Raw genomic sequence first — 15,412 nt, 5'->3', positions numbered from 1 at the left:
CTGTCAACCCAGCGCGTCCATGGGGAGCTGCACCTAGTGTGGAGCTGTGGCGAAGAGCATCTACATCACCTCGGCCGAAGGACATACGGGCAAGTCGACCATCGCGCTCGGCGTGCTCGACGCGCTGATGCGCGTCTCGCCCCGGGTGGGGGTCTTCCGTCCGATCGCCCGGTCGGTGACCGAACGCGACGACGTGCTCGAACTCCTGCTCGCGCATGACGGCGTGCACCTCGACTACGAGGACTGCATCGGGGTGACGTACGACGACGTGCGTGACGATCCCGACCGTGCGCTCTCGACCATCGTGGCCCGCTACAAGGCGGTCGAGGCCCAGTGCGACGCCGTGGTGATCATCGGCAGCGACTACACCGATGTGGCGAGCCCCGCGGAGCTCGGCTACAACGCGAGGATCGCCGCGAACCTCGCAGCCCCCGTGCTCCTCGTGCTCAGCGGCCGCGACCAGCAGCGTCAGGCCGAGCAGCTCGGCACGACCACGGCCCGCACGCCTGCGGCCGTCGGACAGATCGCCGCGCTCGCGCTCTCCGAGCTGGACGCCGAGCGCGCCGAGCTCTTCGCTGTGGCCGTGAACCGGGCCGACCCCGACGCACTCGGCGACATCGAGGCTGCGGTCGCCGCGGTGCGCCCGCAGAAGACCACGCCCGTCTGGGCGATCCCGGAGGACCGTACCCTGGTCGCACCGTCGATCAACGGCATCCTGTCGGCCGTCGACGGCCGACTGATCAAGGGCGATCCCGACCGGTTGGCGCGCGAGGCGTTGACGATCGTCGTCGCGGGGATGTCGATGGTGAACGTGCTCCCGCGCCTCACCGAAGAATCGGTGGTGGTGATCCCCGCAGACCGCACCGAAGTGCTGCTGGCGACGCTGCTCGCCGATGCGTCGGGCACCTTCCCGCGGGTCGCAGGCATCATCCTGAACGGCCCGTTCCCGCTGCCGGATCCGATCGTCCAGCTGCTCGACGGCTTCACGTCGACCGTGCCGATCATCGCGACCGATCTCGGCACGTACGACACCGCGGTGCGGGTGATGGGGGCGCGCGGACGCATCTCGCCCGAGTCCCGGGGCCGCTACGACCGCGCCCTCGGGCTCTTCCAGACCCACGTCGACATCACCGAACTCACCACCCAGCTCGGCCTCGCCGAGTCCCGGGTGGTCACCCCCCTCATGTTCGAGTACGGACTCATCGAGCGGGCGCGCGCCGACCGTCGGCGCATCGTGCTTCCCGAGGGCGACGACGACCGCATCCTCCGCGCAGCGGCGACGCTGCTGGCGCGCGAGGTGGCCGACCTGACCATCCTCGGCGATGAGTCGGCCGTGCGCTCGCGCGCCGTCGAGCTGGGCGTCGACATCACCGCCGCGCAGGTGATCAGCCCGACCGACCCCGAGATGGTCGAGCGCTTCGCGACCGAGTACGCGCGACTCCGTGCGCACAAGGGCATCACGGTCGCACAGGCGGCCGACACGGTCACCGACGTCTCGTACTTCGGCACGATGATGGTGCACCTGGGCCTCGCCGACGGCATGGTCTCGGGAGCCGCGCACACCACGGCGCACACGATCCGTCCGTCGTTCGAGATCATCAAGACCAAGCCGGGTGTGAACGTCGTCTCGAGCGTGTTCCTGATGGCCCTCGCCGACCGGGTGCTCGTGTACGGCGACTGCGCGGTCATCCCCGATCCGACGAGCGAGCAGCTGGCCGACATCGCGATCTCGTCGGCCGCGACCGCCCGCCAGTTCGGCATCGAGCCGCGCATCGCGATGCTGTCGTACTCGACGGGGGAGTCCGGGTCCGGTGCCGACGTCGACAAGGTGCGCGCCGCCACCGCACTCGTGCACGAGCGTGCGCCCGAACTGCTGGTCGAGGGTCCGATCCAGTACGACGCCGCGGCCGACGCCGCCGTGGCCAAAGCCAAGCTGCCCGATTCGGCCGTCGCTGGCCGGGCGACCGTCTTCGTCTTCCCCGACCTCAACACGGGCAACAACACCTACAAGGCTGTGCAGAGGTCGGCGGGCGCCGTCGCGATCGGGCCCGTGCTGCAGGGGCTCAACAAGCCGATCAACGACCTGTCGCGCGGAGCCCTCGTCGACGACATCGTCAACACGGTCGCCATCACGGCGATCCAGGCGCAGACCGCCGAGTGACGACGCCGCCCCTATGCTTTCCAGCATGACGATTACCTCGATCCAGCAGCAGCTCGCGACACCCGAGGGGTTCGCCAAGGCCGTGACTCCGAAGAGGACGATCTACGGCGTCGCGGTCACCTCGCTGGTGCTGAGCGCGATCGGCATCGGCATGAATCTGTTCCAGCTCGGGTCCGCGAGCGACTGGCAGTGGTCGCTCATGTTCCGCTACTTCTTCGACGCCGGAGCGATCGAGTTCACCGGCAGCCGTTCGGGTCGCAGCGAGATCTGGCGCTTCCTCTACGTGTACGGCCCCATCGTGCTGCTGCCGCTGGGCATCATCCTGCTCGTCGTGCACTTCGCCACCCGCGACAAGGCGGGCGCTGGGCTGTACGAGAGCTACCGTCAGCGCGGATGGATCGGTCGTCAGCTGCTCCCCGGGCTCAAGGTCAAGAACGGCAACAGCGAGGTCGCGATCGCGTTCATCTCGCACCCCAGTGTTCCGGATGCCGAGTTCGAGGCAGCCGCGCAGCACTACGCCGGGTACCTCGGCACTCTCGACAAGAAGGCCACGAAGGCCGCCGCATCCGCCGCTCTCAAGCAGAAGGTGCTCGCCGGCGTGAGCGCCGCGGCCCTCGCCCCGGGGGTCCCGCCGGCGATCCTCGCGGCGCCCGCCCAGGGAGACGGCGCCTACGTGATCGTCGTCCCGCCGGACGCCGCCGGCAAGGGCTCGCTCCAGGTCCTGCCGATCAAGGCCTGAGCGTCGGCCATGAGCGCGATCCTCGTCATCAACAGCGGGTCCTCCTCGCTGAAGTACAGCCTGATCGACATCGAGAACGAAAACGAGCTGGCCGCCGGCCTCATCGAGCGGATCGGCCAGGACGTCAGCGCGATCCGTCACACGGTGCGGCCGGATGCCACGGCGGATGCCGTCGTGACGATGCTCGACGCCTCGTACGACTCGGAGCGACCCGTCGTCGATCATGACGCCGCTTTCGCGGTCATGCTGGAGCAGTTCGCCGAGCACGGGCCGCTGCTCGACGAGCATCCGCCGGTCGCCGTCGGCCACCGCGTCGTGCACGGAGGCGCGAGGTTCTATGCACCGACGCTCGTCACACGAAACGTCGAGGAGCAGATCGAGGAACTCGCGGTGCTCGCCCCCCTGCACAACCCGGCGAACCTCGCAGGGATCGTCGCCGCACGTGCTGTGTTCTCCGACGTCCCGCATGTGGCGGTGTTCGACACCGCGTTCCACCAGACGCTGCCGGCCGCCGCCTACACCTACGCGATCGACGCCGAACTCGCCGCGACGCACCGGGTGCGCCGCTACGGGTTCCACGGCACCAGCCACCAGTTCGTGAGCGAGTCGGCCGCGACGTTCGTCGGACGCGACATCGGGACGCTCCGTCAGCTCGTCTTCCACCTCGGCAACGGCGCGTCCGTGACCGCGATCGACGGCGGCCGCTCGGTCGAGACCTCGATGGGGCTCACGCCGCTCGAAGGCCTCGTCATGGGCACGCGCTCCGGAGACCTCGACCCCGCGGCCCTCGTGCATCTGTCCCGTCGAGCCGGCTACTCGATCGACGACCTCGACGCGCTGCTGAACTCCCGCAGCGGGCTCAAGGGGCTCGCCGGGCGCAGCGACATGCGTGACATCCTCGCCGGGCGTGAAGACGGCGACGAGGCGGCGACACTCGCCTTCGACGTCTACATCCACCGACTGCGCGCCTACGCCGGCGCCTACATCGCCCAGCTCGGCGGGGTCGACGTGATCTCCTTCACCGCCGGGGTCGGCGAGAACGCCGCCGCCGTGCGTGCCGAGGCCATGGCGACACTCGGATTCGCCGGGGTGGAGATCGACCCCGCGCGCAACGAGGAGCGACAGCGAGGCATCCGTCGGATCTCCACCGACGGCTCGCGCGTCACGGTGCTCGTGGTACCGACGAATGAAGAGCTCGAGATCGCCAGACAGACCTCGCGCATGCTCTGATCCACACGCCCTCGGGGGTTACCGGCGATGCCGTGCCGCACTACGCTTGCACAGTGGCACGGAGAGGTGCCGGAACCCCTCGTCCTTCTCCTGGAGGCTCCTGTGCCCGAAGCCCTGCCCGATCCGCTCCGTACCGAAGGCGTCCTGTTCGACCTCGACGGCGTGCTCACCCCGACGGCCGAGGTGCACATGCGCGCGTGGAAGGTCGTGTTCGACGACGTCTTCGAGCGCTGGGACATCACCCCGCCGTACTCGGACGCCGACTACTTCGACTACGTCGACGGCAAGAAGCGCTACGACGGCGTCGCGAGCCTGCTGCGCAGCCGCAACGTCGAGATCCCGTGGGGTGAGGTCGACGACGAGCCCGAGGTCGAGACGATCTGCGGAATCGGCAATCGCAAGAACGCCGCCTTCGCCCAGTCGCTGCGTGCCGAGGGCATCGCACCGTTCCCGGGTTCCCTCGCACTCGTCGAGAAGCTCTCCGCCGCAGGAGTGCCGCTCGGCGTCGTGTCGAGCTCCAAGAACGCCGAAGAGGTGCTGGCCGCCGCCGGCATCCGCTCGTTCTTCCGCATCGTGGTCGACGGGGTCGTGGCCGAGCGCGAGAACCTCGCCTCCAAGCCCGCCGCCGACATGTTCCACGCCGGTGCCGTGGCGCTCGGGGTCGACCCCGCGCACAGCATCGCCGTCGAGGACGCCACCTCCGGTGCCGCCTCCGCCGCCGCGGCGGGGTTCGCGACGGTCATCGGCGTCGACCGGGGCGCAGGAGCGGAGGCTCTGCTCGCCGCGGGGGCGACCGTCGTCGTCGAGGACCTCGACGTCTTCCTCGCAGACCAGGCCACGACGGCCACCGACTCCACCCCCCGCTCCGACTCCGACTCCGAGGAGACCGCATGATCGACCGCGACCGCTTCCCCGTCGACCCCTGGCGACTCATCGAGACGCGCTACTCCGAAGACGGAGTGGGGGAGACCCTGTTCGGCGTCGGCAACGGCTATCTCGGACTCCGCGGCAACCACATCGAAGGACGCGGCGCGCACGAGCACGGCACCTTCATCAACGGCCTGCACGAGACGTGGCCGATCCGTCACGCGGAGCAGGCGTACGGCTTCGCCGAGGTCGGGCAGACGATCGTCAACGCGCCCGACGCCAAGGTCATGCGCGTCTACGTCGACGACGAGCCGATCTCGTTCGACGAGGCCGACGTGCGCGAGTACCGCCGCACGCTCGACATGCGCACCGGCGTGCTCGAGCGCGTCGTGGTGTGGGAGACACCTTCGGGCAAGCGCGTGCGGATGCGCGACGAGCGCATCGTCAGCTTCGAGGAGCGACACCTCGCAGTGCTCCGCCTCGAGGTCGTCGTCGAGAACGCCGACGCACCGGTCACGATCAGCTGCCAGATGATCAACCGTCAGGACGGGGCCGGCGTGTACGCGGGCACACCGAACCAGGCGAAGGGCGGGTTCGACCCCCGCAAGGCCGAGAAGATCGCCGAGCGCGTGCTCGAGCCCGCCGAGCACTGGCAGGACGGACTCCGATCCGCTCTGTCGTACTCGGTCGCGGCATCGGGCATGACGGTGGCGGTCGTCGCCGACCACATCATCGAGACCGAGAACGAATACACCTCGCGCACGCTCATCGAGGAGGACATCTCGAAGAACGTCTTCCGCGTGCAGGCGAAGGCCGGTGTGCCCATCTCGGTCACCAAGCTCGTGAGCTACCACACCTCACGCGGCGTGCCCGCTCGAGAGCTCGTCGACCGCTGCCGCCGCTCGCTCGACCGCGTCGCCTTCGAGGGCGTCCAGGCGCAGTTCGACCGCCAGGCCGCGTGGCTCGCGGCGTTCTGGGCCCGCAGCGACGTGCAGATCGGCGAGCACGACGACATCCAGCAGGCCACCCGCTGGTGCCTCCTGCAGCTCGCGCAGGCATCGGCCCGTGCCGACGGCACCGGCGTGCCGGCGAAGGGCGTCTCGGGGTCGGGGTACAGCGGCCACTACTTCTGGGACACCGAGATCTACGTGCTCCCGTTCCTCACCTACACGTCGCCGCAGTGGGCTCGGAACGCGCTGCGCGCACGGGCGCTGATGCTCCCGGCCGCCCGTCGACGGGCAGCGCAGCTGAACGAGGCGGGCGCCCTGTTCCCGTGGCGCACGATCAACGGCGAAGAGGCCTCGGCGTACTACGCCGCAGGCACCGCGCAGTACCACATCAACGCCGACGTCAGCTTCGCTCTCGGCAAGTACGTGCGAGCGACCGGCGACGATGACTTCCTGCGTCGCGAGGGCATCGACATCGCGATCGAGACGGCCCGGCTGTGGGCGACGCTCGGGTTCTGGCGCACGTCGCGCCTGGTGGCCGACACCCAGGCCGACGACGGGGTCGAGACGTTCCACATCCACGGCGTCACAGGGCCCGACGAGTACACGACCGTCGTGAACGACAACCTGTACACGAACGTGATGGCGCGCTACAACCTGCGCTATGCCGCGAAGGTCGTCCGCGAGGCGCAGGAGGCCAACGGCGAGGAGTTCGCCAGGGTCGTCGAGCGCACCGGTCTCGCCGAGGGTGAGGCCGAGGGCTGGGAGCGCGCCGCGGATGCGATGTTCATCCCGTTCAGCGAGCGGCTCGGCATCCACCCGCAGGATTCGCTCTTCCTCGAGCGCGAGGTCTGGGATCTCGCGCACACCCCGTCCGAGCAGCGTCCGCTGCTGCTGCACTTCCACCCGCTCGTGATCTACCGGTTCCAGGTGCTCAAGCAGGCCGACGTGGTGCTCGCCCTGTTCCTGCAGGGCAACCACTTCACGCCCGAAGAGAAGAAGGCCGACTTCGACTACTACGACCCGCTGACCACAGGCGACTCGACGCTGTCGGCGGTCGTGCAGTCGATCCTGGCCGCGGAGGTCGGATACCAGGACCTCGCGCTGCAGTACTTCCGGCAGTCGCTGTTCGTCGACCTCCACGATCTGCACCACAACGCGGCCGACGGCGTGCACGTCGCATCCGCCGGCGGCGTGTGGACGGCTCTCGTGTGCGGATTCGGCGGCATGCGCGACTATGCGGGCGAGCTCAGCTTCGACCCGCGCCTCCCCGCCGACTGGCCTTCGCTGTCGTACCCGCTGCAGTGGCAGGGGTCTGCGCTGCAGATCACTCTGACGAAGGATGCTCTGCGCGTGCAGGTGCGTACGGGCGACCCCGTGCCGTTCACGGTGCGCGACGTGGCGTACGTGGCCACCACGGAGGAAGAGGTCGTCGTGCCGCTGGACGACCAGGGACCGCTGATCCCTGGCCGACCGTCGCTGCGCCAGTTCGCCGACGCACTGCGCGAAGACGGCACGCGGCTGTCGGCATCCGTCCCCGTCATCACCACAGCGATCCCGGTGATCGAGCCGATCGACTGAGCGTGCTGATCACGGCGTCGCTGTTCGGGCTCGCGCCCGCGCTGCTGCTGCTCGTGCTCGCGATCGTCGAGCGGGCACGATCGGTGCAGCGCGTGGCGTCGCCCGGACCGCGGTTCGAGCCGTCGCCCGGTGCGACGGTGCTGTACGACGCACTGCTGCTGAAGGCCGACCGCAGGGCGATCGCGGCTGCTCTGATCGACCTGGCGGTGCGCCGCAAGGTGAGGCTGCTCGTGGATGCCGAGGCTCCGCCGGCGCGCGGATCGGGCCGCCGGGCGCCGGTGGGCATCGAGGTCGTGGAGGGCGCGACGTTCACCCCGGAGGAGCTGAGCGTCCTCGAAGCGCTGTTCGGCCCTGATCACACGCCCGGCCGTGTGCGACGGTTCAGCTCGGATGCCCGTGCGCTGGATCGCCGAGTGCGCGCAGTGCTCGACGAGGCCGAGAAACGTCTCGCGGAGGCGGGCCTGATCGCGCGGGGACGCCGCGCGTGGGCCACCTACCTGCTGCGCGTGGGGGCCTGGCTCGTGATCGGGATCTGCCTGCTGCTGCTCTTCGCCGCCCTCACGGTGAGCGAACCCGGCGCCGCGCTGTACGCGGTCCTGAGCATCGGTCTGGTGGCCGCCGTTGCGGTGATCGTCGTCGCGCCGCGACCCTGGCGACGGTTCCTTCCCCCGGCGCAGCCGCTCCGCGGGCATCTCGCCGGCATCCGGGAGTACGTCGCGCTGGCCGAGGCCGAGCCGCTGCGGTTCCTGCAGTCGACGGCGGGCGCGGAGCTGCGGTCGGATGTCTCGCCGGAGGCGGCGTCGGAGCGACTGCAGCGGTTCCTGGTGAACGAGCGTCTGCTTCCGTATGCCGTGCTCTTCGGTCTGGAACGCTCGTGGACCGCAGCGCTCCGCACGGAGTCGCAGGAGCTGCGGGTCGCAGAGGGAGCGGGGGACGCGCTCGAGATCGCGGTCACCCTGTTCGATGCGATCGAGCTGGTCGGCGGAGTCGTGCACCTCGTCGGAGCGGTCGGGGATCTGGTCGACGCGACGGGCGGGATCGTCGAGGTCGTCGGCGGGGTCTTCGAGGCCGTCTCGACATGATTCCCGGCGCCGCGACCGGAATCCCGGCCCCCCTGCCCACGGAGCTTGGTCGATCGACCGGTCGCGCCTGCCGGAACGTCCGTGGCACGCCGTAGGCTGTTGTGGTGACCACAGCCCTCTACCGCCGCTACCGCCCCGAGTCGTTCGGCGAGATGATCGGGCAGTCCCAGGTGACCGAACCGCTGATGACCGCGCTGCGCGGCGACCGCGTCGGCCACGCCTACCTCTTCTCCGGGCCGCGCGGCTGCGGCAAGACGACCTCGGCCCGCATCCTCGCCCGGTGCCTCAACTGCGCCGAAGGTCCCACCGACGTCCCCTGCGGCACCTGCCCCAGCTGCGTCGAGCTGTCGCGCGCGGGAGGCGGCTCGCTCGACGTCGTCGAGATCGACGCCGCCAGCCACAACGGCGTCGACGACGCCCGCGATCTGCGCGAGCGCGCGACCTTCGCACCCAGCCGCGACCGCTACAAGATCTTCATCCTCGACGAGGCGCACATGGTGACGCCGCAGGGGTTCAACGCGCTGCTCAAGCTCGTCGAAGAGCCGCCGGAGCACGTCAAGTTCATCTTCGCGACGACCGAGCCCGAGAAGGTTCTCGGCACGATCCGCTCGCGCACCCACCACTACCCGTTCCGTCTGGTGCCGCCGGCCGCGATGCTCGAGTACGTCGAGAAGCTGTGCACCGAAGAGGGCGTGATCGCCGAACGAGGTGTGCTTCCCCTCGTGGTGCGCGCCGGAGGAGGGTCTCCGCGAGACACTCTCTCGCTGCTCGACCAGCTGATCGCCGGCTCCGATTCGCCCGCCGGCTCCGACACCGTGACGGTCGCGTACGAGCGTGCCGTGGCGCTGCTCGGCTACACGCATGCGGCGCTGCTCGACGAGATCGTCGACGCTCTGGCCGTCGCCGACGCGGCCGCGGCGTTCCCCGCGATCGACCGCGTCGTGCAGACGGGACAGGATCCTCGCCGCTTCGTCGACGATCTGCTCGAGCGACTGCGCGACCTCATCGTGATCGCGGCCGTGGGGGAGGGCGCCTCGTCGGTGCTCCGAGGCACCGCCCAAGACGAGCTCGCCCGCATGCGCACGCAGGCGGATGCGTTCGGATCCGCGCGTCTGTCTCGTACCGCCGACGTCGTCAGCGCGGCACTCGACGACATGTCGGGAGCGACCTCGCCGCGACTCCACCTCGAGCTCATGGTCGCGCGCGTGCTCGCGGCGGGAGCCGAGTCCGGCACGGTCGCCGCGCCCGCACAGGTCGGAGCAGCGGGTGCATCCGCGCGCACTCAGGCGACAGCGACCCCGACGACATCCGAGCCGCGTGCTCGCGCTGCGGAACCGACGGCGGCGACGCCCGCCACGGCCGCTCCCGCTCAGGCGGATCAGGCCGCTCAGGCGGATCAGGCCGCGCAGGCGGCTCAGACCGCACCCGGCGCCGCGATCGCCGCTGCGTCGACGGCCCAGGCCGAGACGATCTCCGACTCGTCTGAAGCCCCCGCGGAGAACGCCGGGGCGGGCGAGGAGTCGGCGGGCAAGGGCGAAGCCGGCGCGGCGTCTGCATCCGCCTCGGCATCCACGTCGGTCGAGCCCGAATCTGCACCCGCAGCATCGGCCGGTCCCGTCACATTCGACGGCATCACCGCAGCCTGGCCAGGGGTGCTCAAGCGGCTCGAGGGCCTCAGCCGTACCTCGTGGCTGCTCGCGACCGCGGTTCAGCCGCTCGCCTTCGACACCGATTCCGAGGTGCTCACCCTCGGATTCACGAGTCAGCACGACGTCGCGAAGTTCAAGGGCACGGTTCCGGGTGCAGGGCCGTCCGATCACCTTCGCATGGCGATCGAGCACGAGGTCGGCGTCAAGGTCAAGTATCGGCCCGCCCCGATGCCTGCGGGCGGGGCGCCACGTCAGCCTGCGACCCCCTCATCCGGCGCGCCGGCAGGCGACGCCACCGCATCGGAGCCTGCGTCAGCGGGCTCACCGCGTCCTCAGACACGAAGTGCTTCTGCAGGGCCGGTGACCGAGTGGGCTGTCGCCGCCATCCCGGCATCCGCCGACCCCGCACCCGTTCCTGTCGCGGCGCCGGCCGCCACTCCGCAGTCACCGCCGTCGCCTCCCGCCACGGCGGCTCCGGCGGCCGCGGCAGCACCGGCAGCACCGGCAGCCCCGGGATCGGCAGCCCCGGCATCGGCAGCTCCGAATGCTCCGACGGCCCCCGCCGCAGACCGGCCGGCGTACGGCGACGAGCCGCCGCCTCCGCTCGATGACGAACCGCCGTACTTCGACGACGAGCCGCCCTACGACCCGGCCTACGAGCCGGTGCCGACGACGCAGGCCGCGCCGGCGCGCAAGGTGGCCTCAGCCGCCGCAGCCCCGGTGATCACCGAGCGCACCCCCGCCGGGGGAGTCCAGCGTTACGGTGAGGCCGTGATCCGCCAGGTGCTCGGCGCGACATTCGTGCGCGAAGAGCCCTACGAGCCCCCGACGAGGTTCTCCTGATGTATGACGGAATCGTCCAGGAGCTGATCGACGAGTTCGGTCGGCTGCCGGGAATCGGACCCAAGTCCGCGCAGCGCATCGCGTTCCACATCCTGCAGACGCCGACGTTCGACGTCGCGCGTCTCTCCGAGCTGCTCGTCGAGATCCGCGTCCGGGTGCGCTTCTGTGAGATCTGCGGCAACGTGGCAGAGCAGGAGCGCTGCGCGATCTGTCGCGATCCGCGCCGCAATCCCGAGCTGATCTGCGTCGTCGAAGATGCGAAAGACGTGGCGGCCATCGAGCGCACCCGCGAGTTCCGCGGTCTCTATCACGTGCTCGGCGGGGCGATCAGTCCCATCGCCGGCATCGGTCCCGATGATCTGCGCATCGCGCAGCTCATGACGAGGCTCGCAGACGGAACGGTGCAGGAGGTCATCCTCGCCACGAATCCGAACCTCGAAGGCGAGGCGACCGCGAGCTATCTCAGCCGCCTCCTCACCACCATGCAGATCACCGTGTCGCGCCTCGCCTCCGGCCTCCCGGTCGGCGGCGACCTCGAGTACGCCGACGAGGTCACCCTCGGTCGTGCCTTCGAGGGGCGGCGCGTGCTGTGAACCCCCGGCGCGTGCGGTGAACACCCAGGGCGGCTTCTCACGCCGTGGGTGGCTGCTCTTCGGAGCGATGGCCCTGCTGTGGGGCGTGCCGTACCTGTTCATCAGCATCGCGGTCGAGTCGCTCTCGCCACCGGCCATCGTCGCCGGGCGCACGCTCATCGCGGCCGTGCTCCTGCTGCCGTTCGCGATCCGCGGGGGAGCGCTTCGCGCGGCATTGACGCACTGGCCGTGGATCCTCGCCTTCGGCGCTGTCGAGATGGCCGGCCCTTTCGTGCTGCTCGGCCATGCCGAGATGACGCTTCCTTCGGGCATGACCGGGCTGCTCGTCGCCACGGTTCCGCTGTTCGCCGCGCTGATCGCCCTGGGCGGCGGAGACCGTGGCGTCCTGCGCCCGGCGCGCGCGATCGGCCTGCTCGTCGGTTTCATCGGGGTGGCCATCGTCGTCGCCGGCCCGGGGCTCTTCGGTGGCCAGGTCAGCCTGCTCGCCGCGGGTGAGGTGCTGCTGGTCGCCATCCTCTACGCGATCGCGCCGTTCATCGTGGCCCGCAAGCTCGCCGACGTGCCCTCCCTCGGCACGATCACGCTGTCGCTGCTCATGATCGGCGTGATCTATCTGCCGATCGGACTCCTCACCCAGCATCAGGTGCCGACCCTGCCGTCGATCTTCGCTCTCCTGGCGCTCGCGGTCATCTGCACCGCGGTCGCCTTCCTCGCCTTCTTCGCGCTCATCCGCGAGGTGGGTCCCGTCCGTGCGCCGCTGTTCACCTACGTCAACCCGGTCGTGGCGATCATCCTGGGCGCGATCGTGCTCGCCGAGCCTCTGACGCCCGGACTCCTCATCGGGTTCCCGCTGATCATCGCCGGATGCTGGTTCGCCGCCACGGGTGGGAGATTCCGTCCTCCGGCATCCGTCGCGACCGATCTCGCCCCGGCGCCCCTCCCGCCCGCCCCCTGACGCGGCCAGCCGACCGTCACATGCGACGAAGCGCATATGCGCCGATCGTAGAATGGGCCGTGGGCGGATCCGCCCGACATCCCAGGGAGTGATCGTGGCCCTCATCGTGCAGAAGTACGGCGGCTCGTCTGTCGCCGACGCAGAGAGCATCAAGCGCGTCGCCAAGCGCATCGTCGACACGCGTCGTGCAGGCCATGACGTGGTCGTCGCCGTGAGCGCCATGGGCGACACGACCGACGAGCTGCTCGACCTCGCCAACGAGGTGGCGCCGATCCCCGCGCCGCGGGAGCTCGACATGCTGCTCTCGAGCGGTGAGCGCATCTCGATGGCGCTGCTCGCCATGGCGATCCACTCGATGGGCTTCGAGGCCCGTTCGTTCACGGGCAGCCAGGCCGGCATGATCACCGACTCGCAGCACGGCGCCGCGCGTATCGTCGACGTCACGCCGATCCGCCTGCGTGAGGCGCTCGACGAGGGAGCCATCGTCATCGTCGCCGGCTTCCAGGGGTTCAACCGCGACACCCGCGACATCACCACGCTCGGTCGTGGCGGCTCCGACACGACGGCCGTCGCACTCGCCGCAGCCCTCGACGCCGACGTCTGCGAGATCTACAGCGACGTCGACGGCATCTTCACGGCAGACCCCCGCGTGATCCCGAAGGCGCAGAAGCTCGACCACATCGGCAGCGAAGAGATGCTCGAGCTCGCCGCCAACGGCGCCAAGGTGCTCTACATCCGCGCCGTCGAGTACGCACGCCGGCACGGCGTCCTGATCCACGCTCGGTCGACGTTCTCGTCGTCCGAGGGCACATACGTTCTGGGCGAGGGCATGAAGAACCCTCGCGAAGCCGAGGGAGCAGAAGCCATGGAAGAACCGATCGTCGCCGGTGTCGCCACCGATTTCGGCCAGGCCAAGATCACCGTCGCGGGTGTCCCCGATGTGCCGGGCAAGGCGGCTGAGATCTTCAAGATCGTCGCCAAGTCGGGTGCGAACGTCGACATGATCGTGCAGAACGTGTCGGCCACCGGGCGCACCGACATCTCGTTCACGGTTCCCAAGGCCGATTCGGCGGCAGCGCTCAAGGCGCTGGCCGGCGAGCAGGCCGAGGTCGGCTTCCAGAACCTCGTGCACGACGACCAGATCGGCAAGCTCTCGGTCGTGGGCGCCGGAATGCGCACGCACTCGGGAGTCTCGGCGGTGCTGTTCGAGGCGCTGTCGGCCGGCGGCATCAACATCGAGATGATCTCGACGTCCGAGATCCGCATCTCGGTCGTGCTCCGCGACACCGACCTCGCCGAGGCCGCTCGCACCGTGCACACCGCATACGGTCTCGACGGCGACGCAGAGGCGACCGTCCACGCCGGCACCGGTCGCTGAGCCGCGCCGGTCGGTCACGATCTGCGGACGACCGCACGATCCGCGGATGCATCCGGCGAATCCGTCCGTGAATCGTGACTGCACCCGCGAATCGTTCACCGACCGCCGTGCCACGGGCGACCGCCGTGCCACCGGCGTCCGTCGGTCCTCGAGCACCGGACGGCACGGTAGACTCACCGAAACCCTGACATCGGCGCCAGGCGCGGCATCCGCATCCCGACGTCGCGCCCGAAGCCTCTCTTGCAGTACTGCACGACGCCAAGGAACATCATGACCCGCATCTCCGACTCAGGACTCTCCGTCGCCATCGTGGGCGCCACCGGCCAGGTGGGCACCGTCATGCGCGAGATTCTCGCCGAGCGGTCCTTCCCGATCCGCGAGCTGCGCCTGTTCTCGTCGTCGCGCTCCGCGGGCACCGCCATCGAGTTCGGCGGCGCGACGGTCATCGTCGAAGACGTCGAGACCGCGGATGCCGGGGGCATCGACATCGCACTCTTCTCCGCCGGGGCGACCGCCAGCCGCGCCTACGCGCCGCGTTTCGCCGAGGCCGGGGCCGTCGTCGTCGACAACTCCAGCGCCTGGCGCAACGACCCCGAGGTTCCGCTCGTCGTCAGCGAGGTCAACCCGCACGCGATCGACGATCGCCCCCGCGGCATCATCGCGAACCCCAACTGCACGACGATGGCTGCGATGCCGGTGCTGAAGGCTCTGGATGCCGAGGCGGGCCTCGAGCGCCTGATCGTCTCGACGTATCAGGCGGTCTCCGGCTCGGGTCTGGCCGGCGCGCAGGAGCTCCTCGGCCAGGTCGAGGGCGTGCTCGCCCAGGGTGACACGCTGCGCCTCGTGCACGACGGCTCGTCGATCGACTTCCCCGAGCCCGAGAAGTACGTGGCTCCTATCGCGTTCGACGTGATCCCGTTCGCGGGCAACCTCGTCGACGACGGGCAGAACGAGACCGACGAAGAGAAGAAGCTCCGCAACGAGAGCCGCAAGATCCTCGAGATCCCCGACCTCCGCGTCGCGGGAACCTGCGTGCGGGTTCCCGTCTTCACCGGCCACTCGCTCTCGATCAACGTCGAGTTCGCCCGCGACATCACGCCGCAGCGTGCCGCGGAGGTGCTCTCGGCCGCTCCCGGGGTCGTCCTCGACGAGGTCCCCACACCGCTGCAGGCCGCCGGCAAGGACCCGAGTTTCGTCGGACGCATCCGCGCCGACCAGTCCGCCCCCGAGAACAAGGGCCTCGTGCTGTTCATTAGCAACGACAACCTGCGCAAGGGCGCGGCGCTCAACGCCGTGCAGATCGCCGAGATCCTCGCCGAGCGTCTGGCCGTCATAGCCTGACCGCATCGCCGCCATGCGGAACCGGTCTCGCGAGGCCGGTCCGCAT

The 15,412-nt window shown here is 69.8% G+C and carries 11 protein-coding genes; all 11 read left to right on the top strand.

Going from position 1 to position 15,412, the window contains the following annotated elements:
• Positions 1-46 precede the first annotated feature (46 nt).
• The 11 genes from pta to JOF42_RS15510 all read left to right on the top strand — a co-directional run bounded on the left by pta (position 47) and on the right by JOF42_RS15510 (position 15,366).
• Complete coding sequence (gene pta / locus JOF42_RS15560) at positions 47-2,161, top strand: phosphate acetyltransferase (RefSeq protein ID WP_210098659.1); 2,115 nt, start codon at positions 47-49, stop codon at positions 2,159-2,161.
• Positions 2,162-2,186: 25 nt separating this feature from the next.
• Positions 2,187-2,900: a hypothetical protein gene (locus tag JOF42_RS15555; protein ID WP_210098658.1), complete on the top strand. Its 714-nt coding sequence runs from the start codon at positions 2,187-2,189 to the stop codon at positions 2,898-2,900.
• A 9-nt stretch (positions 2,901-2,909) separates the two neighbouring features.
• Positions 2,910-4,130 carry an acetate/propionate family kinase gene (locus tag JOF42_RS15550; protein WP_210098657.1) on the top strand — a complete coding sequence of 407 codons (1,221 nt, stop codon included), beginning with the start codon at positions 2,910-2,912 and terminating at the stop codon, positions 4,128-4,130.
• Between the two features lie 102 nt (positions 4,131-4,232).
• On the top strand, positions 4,233-5,024 hold the full coding sequence (locus JOF42_RS15545; protein WP_307803622.1) for an HAD family hydrolase: 792 nt from the start codon (positions 4,233-4,235) through the stop codon (positions 5,022-5,024).
• Positions 5,021-7,525 (top strand): glycoside hydrolase family 65 protein, encoded by a 2,505-nt coding sequence (locus JOF42_RS15540; RefSeq protein ID WP_210098655.1) that lies wholly within the window; start codon positions 5,021-5,023, stop codon positions 7,523-7,525. Before JOF42_RS15545 ends, JOF42_RS15540 begins: the two co-directional genes overlap by 4 nt.
• A gap of 2 nt (positions 7,526-7,527) precedes the next feature.
• A complete protein-coding gene (locus JOF42_RS15535; RefSeq protein WP_210098654.1) occupies positions 7,528-8,607 on the top strand; it encodes a DUF2207 domain-containing protein in 1,080 nt (359 codons plus the stop codon).
• 104 nt (positions 8,608-8,711) lie between these two features.
• A complete protein-coding gene (locus tag JOF42_RS15530) occupies positions 8,712-11,099 on the top strand; it encodes a DNA polymerase III subunit gamma and tau (RefSeq protein WP_210098653.1) in 2,388 nt (795 codons plus the stop codon).
• The gene (recR, locus tag JOF42_RS15525) at positions 11,099-11,692 is read left to right on the top strand and encodes a recombination mediator RecR (protein ID WP_210098652.1); all 594 of its coding nucleotides are present in this window, start codon (positions 11,099-11,101) and stop codon (positions 11,690-11,692) included. The genes JOF42_RS15530 and recR overlap by 1 nt, the downstream gene beginning before the upstream one ends.
• Before the next feature lie 16 nt (positions 11,693-11,708).
• On the top strand, positions 11,709-12,647 hold the full coding sequence (locus JOF42_RS15520; protein ID WP_210098651.1) for a DMT family transporter: 939 nt from the start codon (positions 11,709-11,711) through the stop codon (positions 12,645-12,647).
• A gap of 94 nt (positions 12,648-12,741) precedes the next feature.
• On the top strand, positions 12,742-14,025 hold the full coding sequence (locus tag JOF42_RS15515; RefSeq protein WP_210098650.1) for an aspartate kinase: 1,284 nt from the start codon (positions 12,742-12,744) through the stop codon (positions 14,023-14,025).
• 270 nt (positions 14,026-14,295) lie between these two features.
• Entirely contained in the window at positions 14,296-15,366 is a 1,071-nt protein-coding gene (locus JOF42_RS15510; protein ID WP_210098649.1) for an aspartate-semialdehyde dehydrogenase, read from the top strand.
• Positions 15,367-15,412 lie beyond the last annotated feature (46 nt).

It is taken from the genome of Microbacterium phyllosphaerae, assembly GCF_017876435.1.
Classification (GTDB): Bacteria; Actinomycetota; Actinomycetes; order Actinomycetales; family Microbacteriaceae; genus Microbacterium; species Microbacterium phyllosphaerae.
Note: the sequence above shows the minus strand (reverse complement) of the source record. Positions and strands in the feature narration are given on the sequence as shown.